This window comes from Streptomyces sp. NPDC091387, assembly GCF_044756945.1.
In the GTDB taxonomy this organism is placed as follows: domain Bacteria; phylum Actinomycetota; class Actinomycetes; order Streptomycetales; family Streptomycetaceae; genus Streptomyces.
The window spans coordinates 311,079-336,385 of the sequence record NZ_JBIVTZ010000010.1; the positions used below are offsets into that span (position 1 = coordinate 311,079).

The 25,307-nt window shown below is 72.1% G+C and carries 21 protein-coding genes and 1 pseudogene; 12 read left to right on the plus strand and 10 right to left on the minus strand.

The window, feature by feature from the left end:
* Nucleotides 1-146 precede the first annotated feature (146 nt).
* The gene (locus ACIQM0_RS22585) at nt 147-938 is read left to right on the plus strand and encodes a DUF4328 domain-containing protein (RefSeq protein WP_401289362.1); all 792 of its coding nucleotides are present in this window, start codon (nt 147-149) and stop codon (nt 936-938) included.
* Nucleotides 939-1,056: 118 nt separating this feature from the next.
* Entirely contained in the window at nt 1,057-1,626 is a 570-nt protein-coding gene (locus ACIQM0_RS22590; protein ID WP_401289364.1) for a hypothetical protein, read from the plus strand.
* Between the two features lie 70 nt (nt 1,627-1,696).
* On the opposite strand, the gene ACIQM0_RS22595 is transcribed toward ACIQM0_RS22590, so the two are convergent.
* The 3 genes from ACIQM0_RS22595 to ACIQM0_RS22605 all read right to left on the minus strand — a co-directional run bounded on the left by ACIQM0_RS22595 (nt 1,697) and on the right by ACIQM0_RS22605 (nt 5,589).
* Nucleotides 1,697-2,218 carry a hypothetical protein gene (locus ACIQM0_RS22595; protein ID WP_401289366.1) on the minus strand — a complete coding sequence of 174 codons (522 nt, stop codon included), beginning with the start codon at nt 2,216-2,218 and terminating at the stop codon, nt 1,697-1,699.
* A 217-nt stretch (nt 2,219-2,435) separates the two neighbouring features.
* Nucleotides 2,436-3,728 (minus strand): hypothetical protein, encoded by a 1,293-nt coding sequence (locus ACIQM0_RS22600; RefSeq protein ID WP_401289368.1) that lies wholly within the window; start codon nt 3,726-3,728, stop codon nt 2,436-2,438.
* Nucleotides 3,729-3,885: 157 nt separating this feature from the next.
* Nucleotides 3,886-5,589, minus strand: a complete 1,704-nt coding sequence (locus ACIQM0_RS22605; RefSeq protein WP_401289370.1) for a nickel/cobalt transporter — start codon at nt 5,587-5,589, stop codon at nt 3,886-3,888.
* Between the two features lie 405 nt (nt 5,590-5,994).
* Between ACIQM0_RS22605 and ACIQM0_RS22610 the strand changes: the two genes are divergently transcribed.
* The 3 genes from ACIQM0_RS22610 (at nt 5,995) to ACIQM0_RS22620 (ending at nt 9,806) form a co-directional block, all read left to right on the plus strand.
* The gene (locus ACIQM0_RS22610; RefSeq protein WP_401289373.1) at nt 5,995-7,659 is read left to right on the plus strand and encodes a DUF4331 domain-containing protein; all 1,665 of its coding nucleotides are present in this window, start codon (nt 5,995-5,997) and stop codon (nt 7,657-7,659) included.
* On the plus strand, nt 7,656-8,351 hold the full coding sequence (locus tag ACIQM0_RS22615) for a class F sortase (RefSeq protein ID WP_401289376.1): 696 nt from the start codon (nt 7,656-7,658) through the stop codon (nt 8,349-8,351). The genes ACIQM0_RS22610 and ACIQM0_RS22615 overlap by 4 nt, the downstream gene beginning before the upstream one ends.
* A gap of 114 nt (nt 8,352-8,465) precedes the next feature.
* Complete coding sequence (locus ACIQM0_RS22620; RefSeq protein WP_401289377.1) at nt 8,466-9,806, plus strand: tetratricopeptide repeat protein; 1,341 nt, start codon at nt 8,466-8,468, stop codon at nt 9,804-9,806.
* 351 nt (nt 9,807-10,157) lie between these two features.
* Here the strand turns inward: ACIQM0_RS22620 and ACIQM0_RS22625 are convergent, their stop codons facing one another.
* Nucleotides 10,158-12,536, minus strand: coding sequence for a glycoside hydrolase family 65 protein (locus ACIQM0_RS22625; protein WP_401289378.1), 2,379 nt, complete (start codon nt 12,534-12,536; stop codon nt 10,158-10,160).
* The gene (locus ACIQM0_RS22630; protein ID WP_401289380.1) at nt 12,533-13,273 is read right to left on the minus strand and encodes a beta-phosphoglucomutase family hydrolase; all 741 of its coding nucleotides are present in this window, start codon (nt 13,271-13,273) and stop codon (nt 12,533-12,535) included. The genes ACIQM0_RS22625 and ACIQM0_RS22630 overlap by 4 nt, the downstream gene beginning before the upstream one ends.
* Nucleotides 13,274-13,459: 186 nt before the next feature.
* Here ACIQM0_RS22630 and ACIQM0_RS22635 point away from each other — a divergent pair.
* Both ACIQM0_RS22635 and ACIQM0_RS22640 read left to right on the plus strand, forming a co-directional pair.
* Nucleotides 13,460-13,627 (plus strand): annotated as a pseudogene (locus ACIQM0_RS22635) (NUDIX domain-containing protein); the annotation flags it as partial.
* 187 nt (nt 13,628-13,814) lie between these two features.
* Nucleotides 13,815-13,976, plus strand: a complete 162-nt coding sequence (locus tag ACIQM0_RS22640) for a hypothetical protein (protein ID WP_401289481.1) — start codon at nt 13,815-13,817, stop codon at nt 13,974-13,976.
* 84 nt (nt 13,977-14,060) lie between these two features.
* Here ACIQM0_RS22640 and ACIQM0_RS22645 read toward each other — a convergent pair whose 3' ends face one another.
* Nucleotides 14,061-14,693 (minus strand): hypothetical protein, encoded by a 633-nt coding sequence (locus ACIQM0_RS22645; protein WP_401289382.1) that lies wholly within the window; start codon nt 14,691-14,693, stop codon nt 14,061-14,063.
* Complete coding sequence (locus ACIQM0_RS22650) at nt 14,690-16,108, minus strand: AAA family ATPase (RefSeq protein ID WP_401289385.1); 1,419 nt, start codon at nt 16,106-16,108, stop codon at nt 14,690-14,692. Before ACIQM0_RS22650 ends, ACIQM0_RS22645 begins: the two co-directional genes overlap by 4 nt.
* A gap of 551 nt (nt 16,109-16,659) precedes the next feature.
* Here ACIQM0_RS22650 and ACIQM0_RS22655 point away from each other — a divergent pair.
* Complete coding sequence (locus ACIQM0_RS22655; RefSeq protein ID WP_401289388.1) at nt 16,660-17,463, plus strand: RNA polymerase sigma factor; 804 nt, start codon at nt 16,660-16,662, stop codon at nt 17,461-17,463.
* The gene (locus tag ACIQM0_RS22660) at nt 17,463-18,656 is read left to right on the plus strand and encodes a hypothetical protein (RefSeq protein ID WP_401289389.1); all 1,194 of its coding nucleotides are present in this window, start codon (nt 17,463-17,465) and stop codon (nt 18,654-18,656) included. Before ACIQM0_RS22655 ends, ACIQM0_RS22660 begins: the two co-directional genes overlap by 1 nt.
* 192 nt (nt 18,657-18,848) lie before the next feature.
* Here ACIQM0_RS22660 and ACIQM0_RS22665 read toward each other — a convergent pair whose 3' ends face one another.
* On the minus strand, nt 18,849-19,763 hold the full coding sequence (locus ACIQM0_RS22665; protein WP_401289392.1) for a L,D-transpeptidase family protein: 915 nt from the start codon (nt 19,761-19,763) through the stop codon (nt 18,849-18,851).
* A gap of 143 nt (nt 19,764-19,906) precedes the next feature.
* On the opposite strand from ACIQM0_RS22665, the gene ACIQM0_RS22670 reads away from it, so the two are divergent.
* Both ACIQM0_RS22670 and leuE read left to right on the plus strand, forming a co-directional pair.
* Complete coding sequence (locus ACIQM0_RS22670) at nt 19,907-21,487, plus strand: methylmalonyl-CoA mutase (protein ID WP_401289394.1); 1,581 nt, start codon at nt 19,907-19,909, stop codon at nt 21,485-21,487.
* Between the two features lie 51 nt (nt 21,488-21,538).
* On the plus strand, nt 21,539-22,198 hold the full coding sequence (gene leuE / locus ACIQM0_RS22675) for a leucine efflux protein LeuE (RefSeq protein WP_401289396.1): 660 nt from the start codon (nt 21,539-21,541) through the stop codon (nt 22,196-22,198).
* 15 nt (nt 22,199-22,213) lie between these two features.
* On the opposite strand, the gene ACIQM0_RS22680 is transcribed toward leuE, so the two are convergent.
* Nucleotides 22,214-22,606, minus strand: a complete 393-nt coding sequence (locus tag ACIQM0_RS22680; RefSeq protein WP_401289399.1) for a hypothetical protein — start codon at nt 22,604-22,606, stop codon at nt 22,214-22,216.
* On the opposite strand from ACIQM0_RS22680, the gene ACIQM0_RS22685 reads away from it, so the two are divergent.
* Nucleotides 22,585-22,668, plus strand: a complete 84-nt coding sequence (locus ACIQM0_RS22685; protein ID WP_401289472.1) for a hypothetical protein — start codon at nt 22,585-22,587, stop codon at nt 22,666-22,668. The two genes, ACIQM0_RS22680 and ACIQM0_RS22685, sit on opposite strands and share 22 nt — an antisense overlap.
* Nucleotides 22,669-22,689: 21 nt before the next feature.
* Here the strand turns inward: ACIQM0_RS22685 and ACIQM0_RS22690 are convergent, their stop codons facing one another.
* The gene (locus ACIQM0_RS22690; RefSeq protein ID WP_401289402.1) at nt 22,690-25,197 is read right to left on the minus strand and encodes a YfhO family protein; all 2,508 of its coding nucleotides are present in this window, start codon (nt 25,195-25,197) and stop codon (nt 22,690-22,692) included.
* Nucleotides 25,198-25,307: the final 110 nt, after the last annotated feature.

Below are 25,307 nucleotides of genomic sequence, written 5' to 3' on the forward strand. Positions count from 1 at the left end.
CCCGGGGCAGACCCCGGAATCGCTGTGGACAGGGCGGTGACCTGGGGCTATGTTCCGGATGCCGCGCGCCCTCGGGGAGGAGCGCGCGCCCGTCTCTCATCCGCGCCCGGAATGTCTTCGCGCCCACAACCCTGGGGGGTTCCTTCATGCTGTGCTCCACCTGCCGTACGAGACCACCGGTCACCGCCGACGGACGCTGCGCGCTCTGCGCGCGGTCGGCCGGCGCCCCGGCGCCGCACGCCCCGGCCTTCACCGCTCCGCAGCAGTGGCTGCGTTCGCCCGACACGCTCGCGAAGACCGTCGTCGTCCTGCTGGTGGTCGTCGCCGTGGCGGACCTGCTGGCGGTGGCCGCGGACCTCAACGTCCGAAGCCTGTTCGACGGCGTTCTCGACCAGGGCTTCGTGGCGGTCGAGGAGGCGGAGGCCGACCGCGCCGACATGTTCTCCGCGGGCGCCGGCATCCTGCAGATGCTCACGACCGCCGCCACGGCCGTCGCGTTCCTCATGTGGTTCTGGCGGGTCCGGGCGAACGCCGAGATCTTCGACGCGAGCGCCCAGCCGATGCGGCCCGGCTGGGCCATCGGTGGCTGGTTCGTGCCGGTTGCCGGACTGTGGCTGCCCCGCCGCGTCGCGGGCGGCATCTGGGTCGCGAGTGGCGGGACCGACGCCGACGGCACCTGGCGCGACGTCTCCCGGACTCCGGTGAACCTGTGGTGGGGCGCCTGGGTGCTCTCGCTGCTGGTCGGCCGGTACGCCTCCGGCAAGTACGACCGGGCCGAGTCGGCGCAGGAGATCGCGAGCGCCGCCTCGCAGATGGTGGTGGCCGACCTGCTCGATGTCGTGGCCGCGGTCTTCGCGGTCCTGTTCGTGCGCAAGCTGACCCGGATGCAGGGCGAGCGGGCCGCCCTCGGCCCGTACCCGCTCGGCGCCCGCCCGTAGCAAGCGGTTTCGGCCGCATGCGGTGACGATTTTCGGCCATTCGGCGCTGAACGCGGTACAGGAAGCGCTGCGTCCCCATGCGTCCTGGCATGGGGAGGGGGGCCGACGGGAGACGCCGATGAGCCTGCTGGAACTGATCGCCGCCGCTGATGAGCGGGGACTGACCGCGAGCGGGGCCGCCTGCCTCGACCGCTGCCTGCCGCAGTCCGCCGAGGGGGCCGGCCCCGACCCGCTGCGCCCGCTCTGGGCCGGCTGCGCGGACGGGGCGGCCTGGCCGGACCGCCTGGCCGAGGCACGTGCGGCGCTGGACGCCCTGCCCGGCGGGGAGCCGGCCGTCCAGCGGATCCGGAAGCTGCTCGGCGAGGCGCCCGCGGACCGGGCGGGCGCGGAACTGCGCGACTGGGCCGACGCCTGCTCGCTGCTCGCCCTGGAGGTCCACCTCGGGCACGACGCCGAACGCGCCGACCCGGCGGAACTGGTCGAGCGCTGCCGGGCGGGCGACCCACAGGGGGCGGGACCGCTGCTGGCCGGGGAGACCGCGCGCCAGCTCCGCATCCTGGAGATGCTGGCCGAGATCGCGGAAGAGGCCCCCACCGGAGCCGGGCTGCGCCAGGTGATGGACGTGTCGACCGAGGGCCGGCGCGTGCTGCGCGCGGCGGTCTCGCGACGCGCACGCGTCCGGGGCTGAGGGGGCGCGGGCCCGCCCCGGGGCCGCGGCCCCGGCTTCCCGCGTTCGCCACACGGGGCGTGGGCGAGCCTCAGGCCTCGCGGGCGTTCGACGCGAGGACAACCCCCTGGAACTGGCCCGCGGGCAGTGGCGGCAGGGTGCCGAGCGTCCGCAGGGTGTGGGGTCGGTCCGCGAGGTGCGCGGCGACGGTGGGGTCGGTGCGTCCGAGAAACGCGAGGTGCCTGACCGCGTGGGCCGCTACGTGCTCCAGCGCGAGGGCGGGAGGCGCGGGGTGGGCGGGCCGGGTGCCGTGGGCGATGGCGTGCGGATCCGCCAGGGCGTGTGCCGGCTGCGCCGGATCCGGGTCGGGGTGGATGAGGTAGGTCAGGACGATGTGGCCGTCCTCGGTGGCGCGCCAGCTGGTCGAGTGCACGAGGTGGCGATCGTCGTCATCCCTGAGGCCCGCGAGGCGGCGGGCCGTGTGGTCGGGGTTCGTGTGCCGTTCGAGCGGCGTGGTCCGGCTGCGGTAGGCGAAGCCATGGGCCGCGTCGTGTCGCAGGAGCAGCGCTTCGATCATGACGGGCGGAGGCGTGGCGTCCCGTACGGGATCCACGCTGTCGCGTCCCGTCGTGGGGGGTGCGGCGTCGGCCCGCGACCGCGAGGGGCTGCCCGTTTCGCAGGGGCTGGAGGGGTGCGCCCCGCGAGCGGCGTGTGCGGCAGCACCCATATGGCGGCTCCAAGGTCGGCAGGGCGGGCTCTGGCCCGGACCTCGCCGACCCTATTGCGACTCGTTCGCACCTGCATGTCGAGGTCACGGCGTGTGCCCGCCGCTACGCCTGCGGCGGCGCGGGGCCGTCCGGGGTGACCGGCCGGGGTGCTTCGCCCGGGGTGAAGTGCCACCGACTGCCGTCGGGGGTGTCGCGGATGTGGACGCGGGCCGCGGCGAGGGCGTCGCGCACGACGTCGGCGAGATCGTAGGCGCCCTGGGCGCGGAGCCGCCGGCGCAGTTCGAGCAGGGGGCCCGCGATGAGCCCGATGGTCACGTCCGGTTCCAGCAGGCCTTGCTGAGCGGGCCGGGTGAGCTGGCGGATCATGCCGCGCAGGACGGTACGGGCCCAGTCCGTGCCGAGATCCTCCTCGGTGTCCGTGGCCCATGCGGCGATCACCGTCTCCAGGGCGAGGACCGCGTCCACCATCGCGCCCGCGTCCTGCGCGGTGCGGGCGGCGTCGAAGCGGGCCTCCGCGGTGGTCACGGCCTCCTGGAGAGTGACCGGTTGACCGGTGGGACGCGCGGCCGTGTCGGGGCCGGCGGACGGTTGCCGGGGGGTGGGGATCTCGCCCTCGTCCGTACCGGCCGCGAGGGCGCGCAGCCGTTCCAGCGTCAGCGTGGTGCCCGAGGGGACGAGGGTGCTGACGCCGCGTCGGCGAATGGTCATCACACCGCGTCCCCACACCCGGGCGACAGACGCATCGAGATCGATGACGAGTGCGGTGTGCTCGTCGATGCCCAGGACGGCGGCCGTGTCGGGCAACTGCCGTTCCATGGAGGCCAGACGGGTTTCGCCGAGGTAGCAGAAGCGGGTGTCGTGCGTGCCGCCCTCCGCGTTGTCGTAGTGCGGAATCACCACGACCGGCAGGTCGAGGACACCGAGCAGATCCAGGCCCTCCAGCCAGACCGGGGCGTGGCCCGCCTTGTAGACCTCGTAGACGGGGAGCGCGGCGAACCCGACGGTGCACGCGGCCGCCGAGGCCATCACCGTCACGCCGTGGCCGCGGCGCACACGGTCGGCCAGGACCTGCCCCAGCCCCTGCTCCCGCCACCGGCCCAGTGCGTAGGAGGGGCTGCCCGGCCCGGAGAACACCCAGGCCGCCCTGCGGACCTGATCGCGTATGCCGTCGAGCGCGTCCTCCGACACGGTCTCCGCGACCGCGTCGGACACGACCGCGGTGGTGAGACCGACGCTGCGCCGGAAGTAGTCCCTGGCACGGGAGGAGATGTCGTCACGGTTCACCTGGAACCCGTACGGCGTCTCCAGGATCGCCGCCCCCGGATCCGCGCTCAGGTGCGCGACCAGTTCCCGGTGCAACGTGACCATGGTGGGGCTGGTCTCGCCCGAGCCCATTAACGCGAGAATTCCTTGATCAGCCTGCACCGCTCGCCTCCCCCTGGGGCGCCCGGCCGCAGAGTCCCGGCGCCTGCAGATCCGAACGGCCACACAGCAGCCGTATCCGTACCCTGCGGGCACCGGGCTCATACCGGCATCGTCAATTGGCCGCCGGTCAGAGGGCGAGGGGCAGGCTGCGTGCCACCAGGCTGATTCCGACGACGAGGACGAGCGCCGCGGTCAGGACGCCGGTGCAGGGGGCGATCCTGCGGATGAGTGCGAACGCCGGGCGTGAGGTGAGGGATTCGGCGCGGTTGCCGAGCTTGACGAGGAGGATCCCGACGGCGGTGAGCGTGGCGGCCATGCCGATGCCGTAGGCGAGGACGAGTGCCGCGCCGAAGCTGGTGCGGCCCAGGGCGATGGCGCCGAGGAGCACGACGAGTGCGGAGGGGCTGGGCACCAGGCCTCCGGCGACGCCCAGGCCGATGAGGCCGCGGGTGGTGAACGGCTGTGCGCCGTCGTCGGCCGGTGCGTGTGCGTGTGTGTGGTGGTGCCCGAACAGGCCGTGGCGGTGGGGCTTTTCGCGGTCGTGGCCGTGTTCGTGGTCGTGCTCATGGGGGTGTTCGTACGGCGGGTGCGAGTGGTTCGCGTGGTCTCGGGTGCGGGGCGTCTCGGCGGTCGTGCAGGCGTGGCCGTGGCCGTGGGTGCCCGCGCCGGCCAGTGCCAGTGGTGACACCTCGGCCGGGTGCGCGGCGGGAGTGCCTGCCGTGCGGCGGATGCGGCGGGTGCGGCGGGCGGCGTCCGTGAGGAGGGTGGCGCCGACGACGGTGACGAGTGCGCCGCTGATGACTCCGAGCCAGTTCAGGACCGTGTCGCCGGCCAGGGAGGAGAAGGTGGTGAGGCAGAGGCCGATGACGATGACGCCCGCGGTGTGGGTGACGGTCACTGTCGCTCCGACGGTGACCGCGTCCCGTACGCTGCCGCGGCGGCCCGCGAGGTAGGCCGCCATCACCGTCTTGCCGTGGCCGGGCAGCAGCGCGTGACCCGCGCCCAGGACGAGGGAGAGCAGCACGGCCAGCAGACCGATCGGGAGGGTGAGGTCGCGTGCCCCGGCCATCGACGTGAGGTGCTGCGACAGCGCTTCTACGCGGCCGGTGAGGCCGTCGCCGAGCCCCGCCTCCGGAGCGCTGCCGGGCGGGGCGCCCGCTGTCCGGCCGCCCTGGAGCGTGGTGAACCGCGCCGTGGTGTCTCCACGCGGTGCGGAGAGGAGATCGCGCGGGTAGCTGCGGAGCTCATGGGTGGGCGAGGTCCGCGGCACGGTGGAGTGCCGGAGCCGGGTTCCGATCCCGGTCGCGGTGATCTCGTGCCAGCCGACCCGCTTCCGGTCCGCGCCCGTGTCGACCCGCAGCGTCACCGGCCCCGCCGTCAGGTCCAGCGGTGACCGCAGGCGGCACTCCAGCCGGCTGGTGCGCAGACCGCCCTGGCCGGGCTGGAAGCGGAAGGCCGCCGACCGGGTCGTCCAGGCCAGGCGCCGCGGGACGGTGACGGTGAGCCTCGCGGAGGTCGCGGCGCACTGCGTGGTGGCCCAGGCGGTGAGTTCTCCGCTGCTCGCCCGGCCGTCGCCGTCCGCGTCGATCGCCGGGGTGGCCTGAAGCGTGGGGATCTCGGCGGTGTCGGTGACCGTCAGCACGTCGACGCGGTCGGGGCGGAGGGTGAATCCGGCGTACTCGTTGACCGAGAAGTTGCCGAGGGGATGCGCCTCGGCCGCGGGCACGGCCATGGCGAACAGCCACGCCACGGCGGCGGCCACCAGGGCCGCACGCCGCGCGAGGGCGCGGCGAGTCGTCACCGCAGGGCCGCTTCCGAGCGGGAAGTTCATCCGTTTCGCCTCCGGCGAGGGGACGCAGGAGGGACGCCGGGGCGGTCGGCGCAGCCTGCATGCTGATGGGGGGACCGCCTGACGGGCGGGACCACAGTGGTACCCGTTCGCCCTCCGTGACCGACTGCCCCGGCCCGCTCGTCACTCACGCGGCTCAGCGAAGCCCTCCGGGCCGACGCAGGGGGCGCCGCTGTGGGGGCGCTCGTTCGGCTCCGTCACCGTGCGGAGGCCCATCACCCATGGTGCCCTTGGCGTAGCTCTTCGTCACGTCGTGTGACGCTTGCCGCGTGGGTCTCACCTCCGGGATGGGCCCGGCGTACTCCCAGGTGGCACTTCGAGCGCAGCTCCCAGCCGCCTCCCTTCACCTTCCGGAAGGCCGCGGCTCTCACCGGAAACGGATGGCCCATGCAGTTCTGCCGCCCCTCACGATCCACCCGCCCGGCTCGCAGCCTCGAACGGGCCCTCGCAGCCTCCGGAACCCTCGCCCTGGTGAGCGCCATGGCGCTCACCGGCCTGGCGCCCGGCACCAGCTCCGCCTCCAGCCACCGAGAGGCGCCCCTGACATCGGGGGACCCGAAGGCCGACAACACCGACGTCTACGCCTTCACCAGCCCCGACAAGCCGGACACGGTCACGCTGGTGGCCAACTGGATCCCCTTCCAGGAACCCAACGGCGGGCCGAACTTCTACCCGTTCGCCAACGACGCGCGCTACAACATCAAGATCGACGGGAACGGTGACGGCAAGCCCGACACCACGTACACCTGGGCGTTCACCGACCACATCCGGGACGACGCGAACCAGTTCCTCTACAACACCGGTGTCGTGAAGACCCTGGACGACCCGACGCTCAACTTCCGCCAGACGTACACGCTGACGGCGACCGACGCGCACGGAAACACCAAGACGCTCCTCAAGGACGCCCCGGCGGCGCCGTCGAACGTGGGCAGGGCCTCGATGCCCGACTACGCCTCGCTCCGCAAGCAGGCCGTCCTCGACGTGCCGGGCGGAGGCCGGACGTTCGCGGGGCAGGCGTCCGACCCGTTCTTCCTGGACCTGCGGATCTTCGACCTCCTCTACGGAGGCAATCTGAAGGAGACCGGGCACAACACGCTCGCCGGCTACAACGTCAACACCATCGCCCTCCAGGTGCCCAAGAAGGATCTGGCACTCAAGGGCGACGCCGAGCGCAACCCGGTCATCGGCATCTGGTCCACCACCGACCGCAAGGGCGCCACGGTCGCCGGTGCGGGCGGCAAGGGCGGGGAGTCGTCGTCCTCGGCCGGTGACGCCAAGGGCACCGCGCCCGACAAGGGCGGCGAGTCCGACTGGCGTCAGGTCTCACGCCTCGGCAACCCGCTGGTCAACGAGGTGGTCGTCCCGCTGAAGTACAAGGACGCCTTCAACGCGCTGAGTCCGGACATGGACCACACCGTCACGCCGGTCGTGGACAAGGTCAAGGACCCGATCGTGCCCAAGCTGATCCAGAGCATCTACGGGATTCCGGCACCGGCCGCGCCGCGCAACGACCTGGTCGAGATCTTCCTCACCGGCGTCTGCAAGGCGTGCGGACCGATCAAGGCGGACCTGAACTCCCAGCTGCTGAACGCGGACGTCGACAAGGCCGCGTTCGTCCCGGCCGAGGAGCTGCGGCTGAACATGTCCGTGCCGGTCACGGCCAAGCCCAACCGCCTCGGTGTTCTCGCCCAGGACCTGGGCGGCTTCCCCAACGGCCGCCGGCTGAACGACGACGTCGTCGACATCTCGCTCCAGGCACTCGAAGGCGCCGCGCAGACCGGCAAGATCGTGACCGGCCTCGCGGCGGGCGACGCGGTCGACACCCCCTACCGCCGGCCGGGCACCTCGTTCCCCTACGTCGCGCTGCCCAACACCGCGGCCGTCAACCAGGCCGACTCCCTGCACCCAGACGGCGGCGTCGGGGCGGGCCTCGGCGGCACCGCCTTCGGCGACGGATTCCCCGTCGTGGCCGTCACCGCGGTCGGCGGCGGAGCTCTCCTCGCCTGTGCGGGAGCGCTGGCCCTGCGCCGGCGGCGCGCCAACCAGGCATGACCGGCCCCGCCACCACAGGTCGCCCGCCCTCTGCACCCGAGGGCGGGCGACCGCGGCGCGACCGGAGGCAGCACCCGAAGCGCCGCCGCCTGATCATCGCGACGGCGGCCGTCGTCGGGGGCATAGCGCTCGGCGGCGCCGGAACGTGGGCGCTCCTCGCACCGACGACCGCCGGCATCAGGGACGTCGACCTAGGTGTCGTCCCTGTCCAGCCGGGCGCGGCCGACGCCGCCACCGGGACCTCACCGGCGGCGCCGCCCCAGCGCATACGCATCGCCTCGATCGGACTGGACAAGGCCCTCACCGGCCTCCGCGTCCAGCAGGACGGCACGCTCGCGGCCCCCGGCAATCCCGCGGACGTCGGATGGTGGAGCGACGGCCCGCGGCCCGGCGACCCGGGTGCGGCGGTCTTCGTCGGCCACGTCGATTCCGCCACAGGGCCGGCGGCCTTCTACGGCCTGTCCTCCCTTCGGCCGGGCGACCGGATAACCGTCCGCCGCGACGACCACACGGATCTCGCCTTCACGGTCCGGGCGCTGCGGAGTTACGAGAAGGACGCCTTCCCCGACAGCCAGGTCTACGCGACCACCGGACCACCGGCCCTGAGACTCATCACCTGCGGCGGAACCTACGACCGGACCCAGGGCGAGTACCTCGCCAACCTCGTCGTCTACGCCACCCTCGCCGGCTAGAGCGTCCCGTCCGGATCAGGCCGGGCGCGCGGGGTCCGGTGCCGTACTCCCCTGATCCAGCAGAAAGCCCCAGCCACCGGGCTCCTCCACACCCCTCCAGAGCGGGAACAGACCATGCGACTCCGCCGACCGCCCACGTACCGAAGCGTCCTGCTGTCCGCCGCCGTGGCCACCGTCCTCGCCGTGGCGCTCTTCCTCGCCGGCGGACTGGGGCTGACCCCGTGGCCCGCATCGCACAGCACTTCCGGCGCCCCCGAAGCCAACGCCGGACACGGCCCCGCGACCGGCGCCGACCCGCTGGCTGCCGACATCACCACGCTCCAGGACCGCGCACGACGCAACCCGCGTGACCCGGTCGCACTCGGCACGCTCGGCCTGAACTACGTCCAGCAGGCGAAGATCACCGCCGACCCGACGTACTACCCCAAGGCCGAAGCAGTCCTCAAGCGCTCACTGGCGCTCGACAGCACGGACAACTTCGCCGCGATGGGCGGCATGGCCGCACTCGAAGCGGCCCGGCACAACTTCGCCCAGGGACTGGAGTGGGCCGAGCGCGCCATCGCCGTCAACCCGTACAACGCCACCCTCTACGGGACGCTCGCCGACGCCTGCACACAGCTGGGCCGCTACGCCGAGGCCGCCGACGCCGTGCAGAAGATGGTCGACCTCAAACCCGGCACGCCGTCACTGGCCCGCGCCTCCTACGCCGCGGAACTGCGGGGCGACCTCACCACCGCGCGCACCGACATGCGACGAGCCCTGCGATCCGCGGGCAGCCCCGCGGACCAGGCGTTCGCCCGCTACTACCTCAGCGAAATGGCGTTCAACAACGGCGACGCACACCAGGCACTCACCGACGCCGAAGAGGGCCTGCGCACCGTCCCCGACGACGCCCCCCTGCTCCAGATCAGAGCCAGGGCCGAGGCCGCCCTCGGGAAGAACACCGCAGCCGTCACCGACCTCACCCGCGCCGGACAACGCCTGCCACTTCCCGAATACGTGCTCCAGCTCGGCGAGCTCCACCAGTCGCTCGGCCGCACGAAGGAAGCAGAGCAGCAGTACGGGATCTTCCGCGCCGAACAGAGACTCCTCGCGGCCAACGGCGTCACACTCGACTCCGACGCGGCCCTGTTCGAAGCCGACCACGGAGACCACGGGCAAGCCCTCGCCCTCGCCCGCAAGAGCGTGAGGAGCCGGCCCTTCCTCGACTCCCAGGACGCCCTCGCCTGGGCCCTCCACGTCAACGGCCAGGACCGGGAAGCCCTCGCCGTCTCGGACAAGGCGCTCACCCTGGGCACCCGCAACGCGCTCTTCCACTACCACCGAGGGATGATCCAGCAGTCCCTCGGCAACACCGACGCCGCCCGCGACGACCTCACCACCGCCCTCGCCATCAACCCGCACTTCAGCCCGCTGCACGCGCCAGAGGCGAGCGCCGCTCTGAAAACCATGTGAACCGTCTCACCGCACCAGGCCGCAAAGGGCGGTCAGTTGACCCGGCCGAGCCGCAGCAGCCTGACGCCGGTCGCGGACGAGGGGACGGCGAGCTCGACGGGGTCGATCACCTGGTCGCCGAGGAGCATTGACCTGCGGTAGCTCCGGTTGGGCGTGCTGCCTCGCCGGTCACACGGCGGTCGCGCGGAGGCCCCGCGCCCCGTGTACCCCCAGGCCGAAGCCGGGAAGGCCGGAACGACGACCGGGGCCGCCGCCCCTGGCCGGACCGACGGCCGCAGCCGGCAGGGCCGGCACCACCACGTCACCCTCGTCCCGGTCGCCCACGCGTCCTACTCGCCCAGTCGCGCCGTCTCATCCCTGCTCCGGGCCCCACCGGTCGGTGGCTCCCGGACGGCGGTGCGGTGGCTGTTCGGGGGTGGGCCGCCGCTTCGGCGGGGAGATGGCGAGGGTGACGTGCCCCTCCCCGTTCACCTGTGCCTCCGTCCCGTGGTGGTGGATCGTCAGGGGGTCGCCGTACAGCAGCGAGTACGTCGCCTTGTCGGGCTCGATCTCCACCTGCAGGCACCGGCCGCGGAACTGGAGCCGGAAGGCGAGGCGGCTGAACTTCTCGGGCAGTCGGGGTGTGAAGCGCAGACTGTCGCCGTTCCGGCGGGTGCCGCCGAATCCGGCGACCAGTGCCATCCACGTACCGGCCAGTGAGGCGATGTGCAGTCCGTCGCGGGTGTTGTGCTCCAAGTCGGCCAGGTCCATCAGGGCGGCCTCGGTGGCGTAGTCGTAGGCCAGCCGCAGGTGTCCGGTCCTGGCGGCGACGACGGCCTGGCAGCACGCGGACAGGGAGGAGTCCCGTACGGTCAGGGGCTCGTAGTAGGCGAAGTTCGCGGCCATCTGGTCGTCGTCGCACTGAGCGTCGAACCAGTTGCCGCAGGTGTACATGGCCAGCACGAGGTCAGCCTGCTTGACCACCTGCTTGCGATAGATGTCGAAGTAGGGGAAGTGCAGCATCAGCGGATACTGGTCGGCGCCCGTGCCCGCGAAATCCCAGCGCTGGTCGTGGGTGGAGCCGGCGTGCTGTTCGTGGACGCCGATCTCCTCGTTGTAGGGGATGTGCACGGCCTCGGCGGCGTCTCTCCAGGCGGCGCTCTCCTCCTCGTCCACGCCGAGCCGGGCCGCCTCCTCCGGATGGCGTTCGCACACGTCGGCCGCGGCGAGGAGGTTGGAGCGGGCCATGAGGTTGGTGTACGTGTTGTCGTCGACGACGGCGCTGTACTCGTCCGGCCCCGTGATGCCGTCGATGTGGAACACGCCGCGGTTGTCGTGATGGCCCAGCGAGCGCCACAGCCGGGCCGTCTCCACCAGGAGTTCCAGGGCGGTATCGCGTTCGAAGTGGGTGTCGCCGGTCACCGCTGTGTAACGCACCGCGGCGTGAGCGATGTCGGCGGCCACGTGGAAGGCGGCGGTGCCGGCCGGCCAGTACGCGGAGCCCTCCGAGCCGTCGATGGTCCGCCACGGGAACGCGGCGCCGCGCAGCCCGAGCTGGGTGGCGCGGTCCCGGGCGGCGGGCAAGGTGGCCTGCCGCCAGCGCAGCGCCTCGGCGACTGCCTTGGGCGCTGTGTAGGTGAGGAGGGGCAGCACGAACATCTCGGTGTCCCAGAAGGCATGGCCGTCGTATCCGGAACCGGTCAGCCCCTTGGCTGGAATCGCGCGCTGTTCGGCGCGGGCGCCGGCCTGCAGCACATGGAACAGGGCGAAGCGGACGGCCTGCTGGATCTCCTCGTCGCCGTGCACCTCGACATCGGCGCGGGCCCAGAAGTCGTCCAGGTAAGCCCGTTGCTGGGCCATCAGTTCGTCCCAGCCGCCATGGGCGGCGGCGGCCAGCGCGGCCTCGACCTGGTCGCTCATCGCGGGCCGGGAGCGGGTGCCCGACCAGCCGTGGGCGACGGTCTTCTGCACCCGCAGCCGCTGTCCCGGTTCCAGGACGGAGGTGATGGTCAGGCGGGCGACGTCCGTGTTGCTCTCGCTGCTGGTGGTGATTTCCCCGGGGGCGTCCACGACGTGGTCGGCGGCCACGGCGACCCTGAGGCCGCTGTGCCGGGTGCGGTGGACCAGGCGCAGCCGCGATCCGATGGCCTGGTCCTCTTCCTGCTCCAGCGGGGACTGCAGCGCCTTGGCCGTCCGCGGGTCGCCGTCGGAGGAGGGCAGGCTCTCGTTGGTGACCAGCTCCGACTGGATGACCACTCTGGTCCGGCTGTCGACGGGCTCGACCTCGTACTCCACGGCGGCGATGGCGCGCTGGGTGAGGGAGACGAGGCGAGTGGAACGCACGCGGACAGTCGTACCGGCCGGGGAGGTCCACTCGCAGCTCCGCTCCAGCACGCCGCGCCTGAAGTCCAGGGTGCGTTCGTGCTTGCCGAGCCGCCCGTAGCGCAGGTCGAAGGGCTCGTCGTCGACCAGCAGCCGCAGCAGCTTGCCGTTGGTGACGTTGATGACGGTCTGGCCCGACTCGGGGTAGCCGTAGCCCGCTTCTGCGTAGGGCAGCGGGTGCAGTTCGTACACGCCGTTGAGGTAGCTGCCGGGCAGGCCGTGCGGTTCGCCCTCGTCAAGGTTGCCGCGCCAGCCGACATGCCCGTTGGACAGGGCGAAGACGGACTCGCTCTGCGCCAGGAGGTCGAGGTCGAGCGCCGTCTCGCGCACGCGCCAGGGCTCCACGGTGTACGTCCGGTTGGTGATCATGCGTGGTCTCCGAGTTCGGCGAGGTCCTTGACGACACGGTCGGCGCCGTGGGCGTAGAGGGCGTCGGTCTGCCCGACGCGGTCGACGCCGACGACGAAGCCGAAGTGCCCGGATCGGCCCGCGTCCATGCCGGACAGCGCGTCCTCGAAGACGGCGGCGCGGGACGGCTCGACGCCGAGGTCGCGGGCGGCGGCCAGGAAGGTGTCGGGGTGTGGTTTGCCCGGCAGTTTCCGTTCCCTGGCCACTACACCGTCGATCCGTACGTCGAACAGCCGCTCGGCGTCGATGGAGTGCAGTACATCGCGGGTGTTGGCGCTGGAGGAGACGATCGCGGTGGCGAGTCCGGCGGCGCGGACCGCGTCGATGTAGCGCAGCGTGCCCTCGTACGGCTCCACGCCGTCGGTGCGGATCTTCTCCAGGAGGAGTTCGTTCTTGCGGTTGCCGACGCCGTTGACGCTCTGCGTGTCCGGCGGATCGCCGGGGGTGCCCTCGGGCAACTCGATGCCCCGGGAGGCGAGGAAGGAGCGGACGCCGTCGGCACGGGGGCGGCCGTCGACGTACTGGTCGTAGTCGGAGTCGGTGAAGGGGCGGAAGCCCGCTCCGTCCCGCTCGCGTAGGAAGGCGTCGAAGGTCGCCTTCCAGGCGGCGGCGTGCACCACCGCCGTCCTGGTGACCACCCCGTCGAGGTCGAAGAGGCAGGCCTGGATGTCCTCGGGAAGTCCGAGCTGCGTCGTCATACCCCCACATTTTCCTGCCGGGGCGGGGCTGATCGGACGACACGCTGTGGAGTGTGCCGGGCGGCCCGCATGGGCGAGGACGTTGAGGACGGCGAGGGCGTCCGTATCGGTGCCAGGCCGCGGTCTTTGACGGCTGGCCGGCAAGAGGGCCCCATCGCGTCGTGCTCCTTCAACGCAGCGGGAACGACCGCGGTCCGTGAGCTCTACGAGGAAACGGGCCTCACCGTGAAGCCCGAATCTCTCGAGGTCGCCCACATCGTCCACGGTGCCTGGGGTGTCGAAGCCCCCAACGGCTTCCTCACTGTCGTCTTCGCCACCCACGAATGGAGTGGCGAACCCGAGAACCCGGGGCCGCCACCCCCGGTCGTAACCAATCGAAGAACCCATCTGAACTGCAAGTTTGTCGTCCAGGAGGGGGTTCCTGGCCTCCGGCTGCCTCGGCCCGCTTCCAGGCGTTTGTGTCTGTGCTCGGGCGCTGTTGGTCACGCGTTGGTCATGCGATCTGCCCAGCTTGTCCGGTGTCCGAGGAGGCTGTTCAGGCTTGGCCGTCAGCCGCTGGTGCGCGTACGAGCGCAGATCGCGAACGGCAGCTTCGCTGCTGTGGGGTTCGAGCGACGCACCTGTCCCCAGGGTGGTGTGCCAGTGGCTCTGCGCCGAGGACGAGGAAGGTGCGGCGGTCAAGCCGGTCGAGAACCACCAGTAACTCCGTGCGGCACGTGAACAACGACTCCTGCACCAAGTCGGCGCACTTCAGCGGCCACGGAATGGCGGAGCGTGCGCGTGCGGGTCACCTGTTGAGGACCTCGAATGCAGCGTCGAGGTCCTCAACGAAAGCACGCCACGACGGAAGGCAGGTGACGGGGCCCTCAGGGTCCAGGAGTTCCAGCATGCGCAGCCGGTGCTGAGAGAAGCGCTTCTGGAACTGGGCGAGGCGGCGCCCCTTGTACTCGCTCGCCCGAGCGAGCGACTCCTTGAGGAGCTGCTTCGGGTCGGCGATATTCTCCGCCGCGACACCCTTGGGGAGATCAAGACCGACGCGGCCGCGAGGGTTCTCGGCGACTTGACGCAGACACCCTTCGTCGAGGAGGAGCCAGGCTTCCAGCATGCGGACGGGCACAACGGCGACGTGCCGAAGGCCGGGCCACTCGGCGTCCACCGCTTTTTCGATCTCGTCCTTGCGGTGCTGGACAGGACCTCGGTCAGCATCCCGTTGCACCACTGCCAAGTCGTAGCTCCCTCCGAGTGCGCGGGCGGCCCGGAGCTTGTCCGGTACGGAGTGCCCGGTCGGCAGACGGAGCAGACCGAAGTCGGGGACTGTGACCGAGACGTCGAGTCCCTTACGAACGGCAATCGATTCGATATGTGGGACGAGGCCGTTGTCGCTGCTGCCTTCACCGATGAACAGGACACGAGCGGTCACGCGGCGTCCCCGCTCAGCGTGAGCTGTGCTCCGACGGGCGTAGTGAGATAGGGCAGGATGTCAGCCTTCGTCACGAAACCGCCGCTCGTCACCTTATTGGCCCGCCAGGTACCGGCGAGTGGACGCAGGCGCAGTGCGCGGTTCAGAGTGCCGTTCTCGCCTCTGTGCATTGCGGTGTCGGCGAACAGAAGATCCTCGTTGCCGACGAGTTGTACGACACCGGGTGAATGCGTATTGATCAGCACCTGCCGGAATGGGTTGTCCGTGCCGGGTTCTTCCGACGGATCCACGGCAAGATCCTGTACCAAGTCGACCATGGCGTTGAGGTTCGCTGGGTGGATGCCGTTCTCGGGTTCTTCCATGCAGATGAGTCCACGCACGGAGGAGTCTTCGAGCAGAACGCAGAGTGCCAGGAAGCGCAGGGTGCCTTCGGAGAGGCTGCGCGCAGGCAGTGTCATGCCAGCCACCTCGTGCACGTTGACCGTGAGGAGTTGCCGAACCTCGTCTTGATCGACTTCCAGATCACGGACATGGATGCCGGTCAGGTCCGAGAGGCGTCCCGCAACCCGGGCGTATACCTGACTGGGATCCGCACCGGGAGTGTCGTGGGCCACGCGGAAGAGGGTCGCCGGCAGATGGGAGCCGTCGGCGCCCATCACGTGCGGGTCCACGTATCGGTCGGACCGGCGTAGAGCGGATGGTTCCAGGGCAAGCCTTCGCCAGGACTGCATCTCACGGCGAGCCGAGAGAATGGTCGGGTCATCGCTGCTGGTGATCGTGGAGACCACTGTCGCCGGCGCCCGGGATGCCGCAGCCGGCTTGGGCTGGCCCCGGCTGCCACCGTCTTGGTGAATTCTGACGATCGACTCGTCGGCTTCGGTGGTCGTCGAGATGAAAGGCGCGCCGCTACGGTGGCCCTGGATGACTGTGTCGCGGAACTGCTTCGCACTGTGAGGGAAGCGAAGGTGCTGCGCAGCCTTGCCCTTGGTGATGTGTGCCAGCGTCTCGTGGAGGAGCGTGAGGCGCCCGAAGCGGTCGAGTCCGGACGGCTCCTGGTAGCCGACCTCCAGTTCGTACCGCAAGAAGGTGCTGCTGGCCTTCGCGGCCCGGCCGAAGTCGTCCTGCACGTGCAGCGGAACGATCATCTCGGCAGCGAACCGCATCCGGTGGTTGCCAGGCTCAAAGCCCTTCCAGAAGAGGTCGCGCGGGTCGCCTTGACGCTCGCCATGCACGCCCCGAACCTCCTGGGCCGCCTCCATCATCGACTGGTCGGCGAGGAGCGAGAGGAACTGGATGGCGTCGAAAACGTTCGACTTGCCGGTGCCGTTCTCCCCCGCGATGCAGGTGAAGGGTCCGAAGTCGATGGACAGGTCCAGGAGATTCTTGAACCCGTGGACTTCGATGCGAGTCAGCATGCGGTCTCCGGAAGCTCGTCGAGCGGGTCCAACAAGCCTACTGGCGGGAGGGCTGTCATCCCCGCCAATGCGTCGGCGGCCTCTCGTGCTTGGTCGCTATCTGACTATCCCGCGTGCGGGCATGCCTGGTTCCACGGCTTGCGATGTCCCCATAGGCAAAGCGTCTGAGGGCGGGGGCCCGGAACACGCGTCAAGGGGCGGTGCGGCGTGTTGACCTGGGGCCGATCGGGTGAACGCCTGGATGCGTTGGTCATGGAGCGGACCCGCGACCCGCATATTGCCTGGTCAGACCGATGAAATGGAACGACGACCGGGGCCGCCACCCCCCACAGGAGAGGCCCCGGTCGTCTTCCGCGGGGCCGCAGGACGACCCCGTACTCATCTCAGCGTCGTGACCGCGTTTTCTGTCACACCGCGGCCCGGCCGTGGAATGTTGCGGGTTGTACAAGTCATGGACGTGATGCCCGCGAAGGACGTAGCGTGCTGAGTCGCGCAGGGTGGCGCGGCAGTGGTGACCAGCTGCGATTCAGGACAGCAGGGCGGGTTGAGGAGTGCTGGGGGACGACGCGGGGCTTACTGCCGCGGTGCTCGCGGCACAGGACGGGGACGAGGACGCCTTCCGTACTGTGTACCGCGCTGTGCAGCCGCGGTTGCTGGGCTACATAAGGACGCTGGTGGGGGAGCCGGACGCCGAGGACGTGGCGTCCGAGTCCTGGCTCCAGATAGCGCGCGACCTGGACCGGTTCAGCGGTGACGCGGACCGGTTCCGGGGATGGGCGGCGCGGATAGCGCGTAACCGTGCCCTGGATCATCTGCGGATGCGCGGCAGAAGGCCCTCGGCCGGCGGCGACGAGACGGAACTGTCCGAGAAGCCCGCCGAGTCCGACACGGCCGCGGAGGCGATCGAGGCCCTGGCCACCGGCCGCGCCATGTCGCTCATAGCGCAGCTGCCGCAGGACCAGGCCGAGGCCGTGGTGCTGCGCGTGGTGGTGGGTCTCGACGCGAAGAGCGCGGCGCTGACGCTGGGCAAGCGGCCCGGCGCGGTACGCACCGCCGCCCACCGCGGGCTGAAGCGGCTCGCCGAACTGCTGCGGGCGGACAGCGCGCAGAGCGTGGACAGTGCGGGCAGCCCCGACGGCATGGGCGGCCCCGGTGGCGGCCCCGGTGGCACCGGCAGTCCCGGCGGTACCGGGCATCCGGTCGACGCCTCGTCCCCCGCGCAGTCCCCGCACGGCAGCGCCGCCGGCCGCACGGCGGAACTCGGTGCCGTACCCGCGCAGCGCCCCTCCCACACCGGCCTGGTGGCGCCCGCCGGTGTGACGCATTCGCGTCCGTGGACGCAGAAGGACATGTGATGGCCGACGAGCACTACGAATGGCTTGACAAGGAAGCGGCGGAGAGACTGCTCCGCGGCGAACCGGTCGATCCTGCCGACGGCCGGCCTGAACAGGACGCCCGGAGGCTCGCGGCCGCTCTGGACGCCGCGGCCCGGTCCGCCCGCCCGGCCACCGGTGAACTCCCGGGAGAGGAAGCCGCGTTGGCCGCCTTCCGGGCCGCCCCCCGCGCCGCGTCCGGTATCCGTTCCGCGTCCGCGCGCACCGGCCGGGTGCCCGCCGCCGGGCTGGACGGGATGGGCGATTCCGGCATGCTCGCGCCCGTACACATAGGCAGGGCCACCTCCGGCAACGGGTCCGGGTCCGCGGGCTTCCGCGGTGGCCGCCCGTCGCGCTGGAGCCGGCCCATCCGCTTCGGCCTGGTCGCCTCCCTTGCGTGCTGTGCGATCGGCGGGGTGGCGGTGGCCGCCGGGACCGGGGTGCTGCCCGGCCCCTTCGGCCGGCACACCCCCTCGCCGGCGACGTCGGTGTCGGCCGCCGCCTCGCCCGAGGAGCTCGGCTCCGGCCTCACCGCCGACGACGGGACGCCCGAGCCGCCGACCGGCTCGGCGAGCGCGGAGAGCGTGCCGCCGAAGACCCCGGACCCGGCCCGCTCCGGCGGGAAGAGCACCGGCGGCCCCGGCAGCAGCGGCCCCACCGCCCCCGCCGCCGGTGGCGGGACCGGCACCGGGAAGCACGAGGACCCGGCCGGCGGCTCCTCGGACGCCGCCGGGGGCCAGGACGGTGACGGCGCGGGGAAGCCCGACACCTCCCAGGACGACACCTCGGACGCCTGGTACGCCAAGACCCTGAAGGCCTGCCGCGACTACCGCGACGGCAAGCTCGACGACGACCGCAGACGCCGCCTCGAAGCGCTGGCCAAGGGCGCCCGCAACCTGGACCGGTTCTGCGACCGGATGCTCGACCAGGCCGGTGACGGGTCGGGCAGCAGCCAGAACGGTGGCGGCGATTCGGGCGGCGACGGCGACTCGCCGTCCGGCGGTTCCGGCCCCCTCCCGTCGATCGGGTTCACCCCGGTCTCCCCGCAGCCGTCGACCGCCTTCGCCGGAACCGACCCCGCGACGAACCCGGGAACGGGCCCCGGGACCGAGCCGGCGTCGGACGTCGGCGCCTCGCAGCCGGCGGCGCCGGGCACCCCCGTCGCGGCCCGCTGACCCCGCCCGCCACCGGGTGTGACGTTTTTCGGGGCACGGACGCAGTACTGAGTGAGCCGACTGGTCATCGGCCGCGTCCTGAGCCGGGGTTCCCCCCGTACCTTCGGCTCGGCGCATCGGCGCGGGCGGGACACGTTCCCCCGGTCCCGCCCGCGCCCCTCACCTCCTGCGTACTCCGGCCCCGCCCGGCGCTCAGCCGTAGACGACGACCTTGTCGCCCTTGCGGACCTGGGCGAACAGCGAGGCGATCTTCCCCTCGTCCCGGACGTTGACGCAGCCGTGCGAGGCGCCGTTGTAGCCGCGGGCCGCGAAGTCCGACGAGTAGTGCACCGCCTGGCCGCCGCTGAAGAACATCGCGTACGGCATGGGGGAGTCGTAGAGCGTCGACACGTGGTGCCGGGACTTCCAGTAGACGGAGAAGGTGCCCTCGCGGGTCGGCGTGTACTGCGAGCCGAACCGCACGTCCATCGACGAGAGGACCTTGCCGTCGATCATCCAGGACAGCGACCGGCTGTTCTTGCTGATGCAGATCACCCGGCCCGTCATGCAGCGCTTGTCCGGTTTCGCGACCGGACGCGTGGTCGGCGGGTTCAGCTCCGCCGCCGTCGGCTCGTGCGTCATGCCGAGCAGCTTCTGCCAGGTGAGCGTGTCCGCCTTCCCCGTACGGGACAGTCCGCGCTTGCCCTGGAAGGACTGCACGGAGGCGACCGTGACGGTGCCGTAGTAACCCGTGGGGCTGCGGTCGAAGTGGCCGATCTGGCGCAGCCGGGCCTGGAGCTCGCGCACCTGCTTGCCCTGCGCGCCGCTCGCCATCAGCACCTTGCCCTGCGGGTCGGGCGGGGGTGCGGACGTCGACGGCGCGCTCGGCTCCGCGCTCGCGGAGGGGGGTGTCGTCGGCTTGTCCGCGCCGGGCTCGGCGTCGTCCTCGGTGGGCCTGCCGCTCGTCGGCGCGGGCGCCGGGGCGGACGGGGTGCTGCCCGCGGCCTGCGGCTCGCACCCGGCGGTCACCGCGGTCAGCGCGAGTACGGCGACGGCCGCGGCTGTCGCCGCGGCTCCCTTGCTACCCCCGGGCGCGTGGCCGCGTCCGGTCCTTCTGGTGCGAATCATCTCGGCCCCCTCGGGTCTCCGGTATCCCATGGGACGGATTCCCGCTCCGCGCGGTTGCCGAATCCCGCGGATGATGGGGAAATCGTTGAGGGGCACCCGAGGGCCTCAGGTTCCGCATCGGTGACCGGCGGGAGGCGGAGCGGATGACGCGCGAGTCGGAGTCGGGACTGCCCATCGAGCCGGTCTACGGGCCGGACGCGCTCGACGGCTGGGACCCCGCGGAGAAACTGGGGGAGCCGGGCGGCTACCCGTTCACCCGCGGCGTGTACCCGTCGATGTACACCGGCCGCCCGTGGACGATGCGCCAGTACGCGGGCTTCGGTACGGCCGCCGAGTCCAACGCCCGGTACAAGCAGCTCATCGCCAACGGCACCACCGGCCTGTCCGTCGCCTTCGACCTGCCCACCCAGATGGGCCACGACTCCGACGCGGCCCTCGCGTCCGGCGAGGTCGGCAAGGTCGGCGTGGCGGTCGACTCGGTCGACGACATGCGGGTGCTGTTCGACGGGATCCCGCTGGACCGGGTCTCCACCTCGATGACGATCAACTCCCCGGCCGCTCTGCTCCTGCTGATGTACCAGCTGGTGGCCGAGGAACAGGGAGTGCCCGCACGGCAGCTGACCGGCACCGTGCAGAACGACGTGCTCAAGGAGTACATCGCCCGCGGCACGTACATCTTCCCGCCGGGGCCCTCGCTGCGGCTGACCGCCGACATCTTCAGGTACTGCCGGGCCGAGATCCCGAAGTGGAACACCATCTCGATCTCCGGCTACCACATGGCGGAGGCGGGGGCCTCGCCCGTGCAGGAGATCGCCTTCACCCTCGCGGACGGCATCGAGTACGTCCGTACCGCCGTCGCGGCCGGCATGGACGTCGACGACTTCGCGCCGCGGCTCTCCTTCTTCTTCGTCGCCCGTACGACGCTGCTGGAGGAGGTCGCCAAGTTCCGGGCCGCCCGCCGGATCTGGGCGAGGGTGATGAAGGAGGAGTTCGGCGCCGCGAACCCCAAGTCGCTGATGCTGCGCTTCCACACCCAGACCGCGGGCGTCCAGCTCACCGCCCAGCAGCCCGAGGTCAACCTGGTGCGCGTCGCGGTGCAGGGCCTCGCCGCGGTCCTGGGCGGCACCCAGTCCCTCCATACCAACTCCTTCGACGAGGCCTTCGCGCTCCCGACCGACAAGTCCGCCCGGCTCGCGCTGCGCACCCAGCAGGTCCTGGCGTACGAGACGGACGTGACGGCCACCGTCGACCCGTTCGCCGGCAGTTACGTCGTCGAGCGGATGACGGACGACGTCGAGGCCGCGGCCCTGGAGCTGATGCTCAGGATCGAGGACATGGGCGGCGCCGTCAGCGCGATCGAGCGCGGCTTCCAGAAGAACGAGATCGAACGCAGCGCCTACCGCGTCGCCCTGGAGACGGACAGCGCCGAGCGGGTCGTCGTCGGCGTCAACCGCTTCCGGCTCGACGAGGAGGAGCCGTACGAGCCGCTGCGCGTCGACCCGGAGATCGAGGACCGGCAGGCGGCCCGGCTGGCGCGGCTTCGCGCCGAGCGCGACGGGGACGCGGTGGACACCGCACTGGCCGCCCTGCGGAGCGCGGCCGGGGGCACGGACAACGTGCTGTACCCGATGAAGGACGCGCTCAGGGCCCGCGCCACGGTGGGCGAGGTGTGCGACGCGCTCCGGGAGGTGTGGGGGGTGTACGTGCCGGTGGACGCGTTCTGATCCCGCCACCCCGGGGCCGGACTGTCGTACTCGCGTGCGACACTCCGTTTCATGCTGGGTGTCACTGACCTTCCGACCTATCTCGCCGGTCTGGTGCTGATCGTTCTGCTGCCGGGCCCGAATTCGCTGTACGTGCTGTCCGTCGCCGCCCGGCGCGGGGTGCGGACCGGCTATGTGGCCGCGGCCGGGGTGTGGACCGGGGACACCGTGCTGATGACACTGTCCGCGCTGGGGGCCTCCTCGCTGCTGCGGACGACGCCCGTGCTCTTCGCCGTGGTGAAGTTCGCGGGGGCGGGGTATCTGACCTGGCTGGCCTTCGGGATGCTGCGGGCCGCGGTGTCCATGTGGCGCGAGCGGCACCGGCGGGTGGCCGAGCTGACGGGCGAGCCGGACGGGGCCGCGGGCGCGATGGAGCGGCCGTACCGCCGGGCGCTGGTGGTCAGCCTGTTCAACCCGAAGGCGATCCTGTTCCTGATCTCGTTCTTCGTGCAGTTCGTCGATCCCGGGTACGCCTACCCGGCGCTCTCGTTCCTGCTGCTGGGCACCCTGCTCCAGGCCGCGAGCTTCCTGTACCTGACGATGCTGATATTCGGCGGCACCCGGCTGTCCGCCGCGTTCCGCCGCCGCAAGCGGCTCTCGGCGGGGGCCACTTCGGCGGCGGGTGTGCTGTTCCTCGGCTTCGCCGCGAAGCTCTCGCTCAGCAGCGTCTGACCGTCCGGCCGGAGGTCACCCGGCGGCCCCTCGGCCGAGCCGCGGTCCGAGGCCCAGCGGTGCCAGGTACGCGGCGAGCCCGGTCGTGTCCTCGCTCGCCCAGCCGATGTAGCCGTCCGGCCGGACCAGGAACAGCCCCTTGCCGTACGCCTCGTACGCGTCCGTGCGGTGCACCAAGAGCGCCGGCCCCGCGGACTGCGGCAGTTCCGCGTCGGTGCCGATCGCCAGCAGCGTGAAGTGCGGGCCCCGGAAGACGTCGAACAGCCGCCGGTCGCCGGTGGGCCCGTCGGGGGCGCGGTCGTCGGCCTCCAGGACGCCCGCCCGGCCCGTCGAGAGCGGGCCGCCGCGGTAACCGCTACCCGCTCGCCGCGGCGGCCGGCTCCGAGATCTTCGACCACTACGACGCACGCTTCGACGACGGGCTCCGGCTGATCGTCGCGGGCGTCGAGGCGCGGTACGGGGTGCGCTGAGGGTCCCCGCCCGGCCGGGCCCTACGGGCGGGCGCGCCGCCGCCGGGTCCGGGCCAGGACCGCCGGTGCGAACGCCGTCGCGAGCAGGCCCGCCAGCGCGGCGGCCCCGGCGAGCGTCCCGGCCCGCAGCCCCGGTGGCCGGAACGAACAGTCCACCGCCGTCCGGCCGTCCACCGGCACCGCGACGAGGCCGAGGTACGAGCCGGCCGGGCGCCCGTCGCAGCTCCAGCCCGCGATCCTGGGAGCGGCCAGCACGGCGATCCCCTCGGCGTGCGGCGGGAGTTCGGCGCGCACCCCGCCGCCGGACACGGTGACCCGGGTCGCGCCCGTCCGCTTCAGCCCCGCCACCGCCGAGGCGAGGCGCCCCGGATCCAGACAGCCGACGGACCCGTGCGGAACGGTCCCGTCCCGCTCCGCCCGCAGCGTCACGGCGATCCGGCCCGCGCCCGGACCCAGCGGCAGCATCGCGGCCCGGCGCGTGGGCAGGTCGCCCCGGAGATCGGCCGGTTCACCGGCGGCCCCCAGCCGGGCGGTGCCGAACAGGTCGGGCGCCCACAGGAACACCCGGCTGCCGGCCGGACAGCTCGCGCTCAGGGTGTACGTGCCGGACCGCACCTCGTACGCGGACGCGTTCCGGTCCGCGGCGGCCGCACCGTCCGCGGACCGCAGCACGGTCGGCGGCAACGTGTACACCGGGGCGCCGAGCAGCCTCTCCTGGTTGCGGAACGGCGAACGCCCCCAGGGAGCCGCGCCCCCGGACCCGGACGGCCGGACGGTCACCAGCGGCGGGACGTCCTGCCGGGTCACCGTCACCGGCCGGTCGTCGGGGCGGTTCCAGACCTGGTGCGGATCGCGCGGTGCGTGGACCCGGGCGCCGACCGAGAACACCGCGTCGGTCACCGGGTTGTCCAGGCCCTGCAGCGCCCGGCCGCGGGAGGTCCAGCCGCCGCCCAGCGCGAGGAAGGTGCGGGTCGTCACGTCGGGCGTATGGCTGCTGTAGTACGCCCCGCCCTGGCCGCCGACCACCAGCGGGTCGTTGGCGGTGGTCTGTTCCTGGCCCGGCTCCGTGCGGTAGCGCGGCCAGCCGTCGGCGCCGGCCACCGCGTCGGCCTGGAGGCGCTGGCGCTCGCCCCAGGGCGCGTAGTCGTCGAGCAGCCGCAGCCGCTGCCGGTCGGCGTACGCGGTGGTCGCCGCTGCCTGCCCGGCCTGCGCCCCCACCAGCAGCAGCACCGCGAGCGCCAGGAACCTCCCGCCGCGTACCAGCGCGAGAGCGCAGAGCGCCGCCACCAGACCCGCGGCGAACAGCGGATACGTCCACCGCGTGACCAGCGCGCTGGGCGCGGCCGCGGCCGCGATCAGCAGCAGCACCCCGCCGCCGCCCAGCAGCGCCCGCCGGTCCGGCCAGGCGCGGGCGACCGAGGTCCAGGCGGCGATCACCAGGAGACCGGAGAGCACGAACGTCTGCCGGAACGGGCTGCCGTTCGGCGTCGCGAAGGCGTGCCAGAGCAGATGGGTGGGCCCCCACTGCAGCGACAGCGCGACCACCGCCACCAGCCCCGGCCACACCCACCGCTCGGCACGCGGCACGGCACGGTGGAAGGCCAGCGCGCAGGCCGGCAGCAGGGCGGCCGTGCCGAGGAAGACCGCCGGACTGAAGAAGCCGTACGTGGCCGGCAGCAGCCGGGCCGCGACATCCGGCCAGGCGGCCGGGGCGAACTCCCGCGTCCAGCCCGGATAGGCGTGCTCGGTGCCGAGGAAGACCGGCAGCAGGACCGGCGCGGCCAGCCCGATGCCCAGCAGCACCGTCCGTACCGCGCGCCCCAGCCCCCGCACCCGCTCCCGTGACGTCCCGTCCTCCAGCAGCAGCCGGACCACCAGCACCAGCGCGGCCCCGAGCGTGGCCATGTACGCGGTGTAGAAGTTGGAGACCCAGGCGAGCGTCACCAGGAGCGTTCCCAGGACCGGCCGCCGCGCGGTCCGCGCCCACTCGCCGGCCAGGCAGAGCAGCGGGAAGGCGATCAGCCCGTCCAGCCACATCGGGTTGTACGCGGCCTCCGCGACCGACCAGCCGCACAGCGCGTACGAGGCGCCGAGCAGGGCCGCCGCCCACTCCCGGCCGCGCCCCCGGCGCAACGCGGTGAGCAGCCACGTCATCGCCGCCGCCGCCACGCCCGTCTTCACCAGCGTGACCACGTAGACGGCCAGGTCGATCCGGTCCCTCGGGAACACCCCGACGAGCAGCGCGAACGGGCTGCTCAGATACGTACCGAGGTCCGGCAGGAAGCTGGTGCCGAAGCCGGACTGCCAGTTCAGCAGCGGACCGCCGTCCGCTCTGCCGTGCAGCAGGTCCCAGAGGTGGGCGTGGAACGGTACGAACTGATTTCCCAGGTCGTTCACGCTACGCGTGCGCGGGCCGAAGGGGTAGCCGCGGGCCATCGCGTCGCCGGCGCAGACGGTGACGACGGTGAGCACGGCGGCCAGCGCGGCGCCCCGGCCGCGCGGCGATCGAAGAATCGGCGGAGTCCTCATGGTGGGTCGAATATGTCATCGAACATCGTGAAATCCCTTGCGGGAAAGGGCGGTTCACCTGATGGTCCGCGGCCCTTCATTCGACGGCCCCCGCCAGGTCATCACCGGGA

Bases quoted from the DNA above. Each gene is read 5' to 3' on its own strand.
- ACIQM0_RS22585 (WP_401289362.1), top strand. From the start codon at position 147: ATGCTGTGCTCCACCTGCCGTACGAGACCACCGGTCACCGCCGACGGA.
- ACIQM0_RS22590 (WP_401289364.1), top strand. From the start codon at position 1,057: ATGAGCCTGCTGGAACTGATCGCCGCCGCTGATGAGCGGGGACTGACC.
- ACIQM0_RS22600 (WP_401289368.1), bottom strand. From the start codon at position 3,728: ATGGGCTCGGGCGAGACCAGCCCCACCATGGTCACGTTGCACCGGGAA.
- ACIQM0_RS22605 (WP_401289370.1), bottom strand. From the start codon at position 5,589: ATGAACTTCCCGCTCGGAAGCGGCCCTGCGGTGACGACTCGCCGCGCC.
- ACIQM0_RS22610 (WP_401289373.1), top strand. From the start codon at position 5,995: ATGCAGTTCTGCCGCCCCTCACGATCCACCCGCCCGGCTCGCAGCCTC.
- ACIQM0_RS22615 (WP_401289376.1), top strand. From the start codon at position 7,656: ATGACCGGCCCCGCCACCACAGGTCGCCCGCCCTCTGCACCCGAGGGC.
- ACIQM0_RS22620 (WP_401289377.1), top strand. From the start codon at position 8,466: ATGCGACTCCGCCGACCGCCCACGTACCGAAGCGTCCTGCTGTCCGCC.
- ACIQM0_RS22625 (WP_401289378.1), bottom strand. From the start codon at position 12,536: ATGATCACCAACCGGACGTACACCGTGGAGCCCTGGCGCGTGCGCGAG.
- ACIQM0_RS22630 (WP_401289380.1), bottom strand. From the start codon at position 13,273: ATGACGACGCAGCTCGGACTTCCCGAGGACATCCAGGCCTGCCTCTTC.
- ACIQM0_RS22650 (WP_401289385.1), bottom strand. From the start codon at position 16,108: ATGCTGACTCGCATCGAAGTCCACGGGTTCAAGAATCTCCTGGACCTG.
- ACIQM0_RS22660 (WP_401289389.1), top strand. From the start codon at position 17,463: ATGGCCGACGAGCACTACGAATGGCTTGACAAGGAAGCGGCGGAGAGA.
- ACIQM0_RS22665 (WP_401289392.1), bottom strand. From the start codon at position 19,763: ATGATTCGCACCAGAAGGACCGGACGCGGCCACGCGCCCGGGGGTAGC.
- ACIQM0_RS22670 (WP_401289394.1), top strand. From the start codon at position 19,907: ATGACGCGCGAGTCGGAGTCGGGACTGCCCATCGAGCCGGTCTACGGG.
- leuE (WP_401289396.1), top strand. From the start codon at position 21,539: ATGCTGGGTGTCACTGACCTTCCGACCTATCTCGCCGGTCTGGTGCTG.
- ACIQM0_RS22690 (WP_401289402.1), bottom strand. From the start codon at position 25,197: ATGAGGACTCCGCCGATTCTTCGATCGCCGCGCGGCCGGGGCGCCGCG.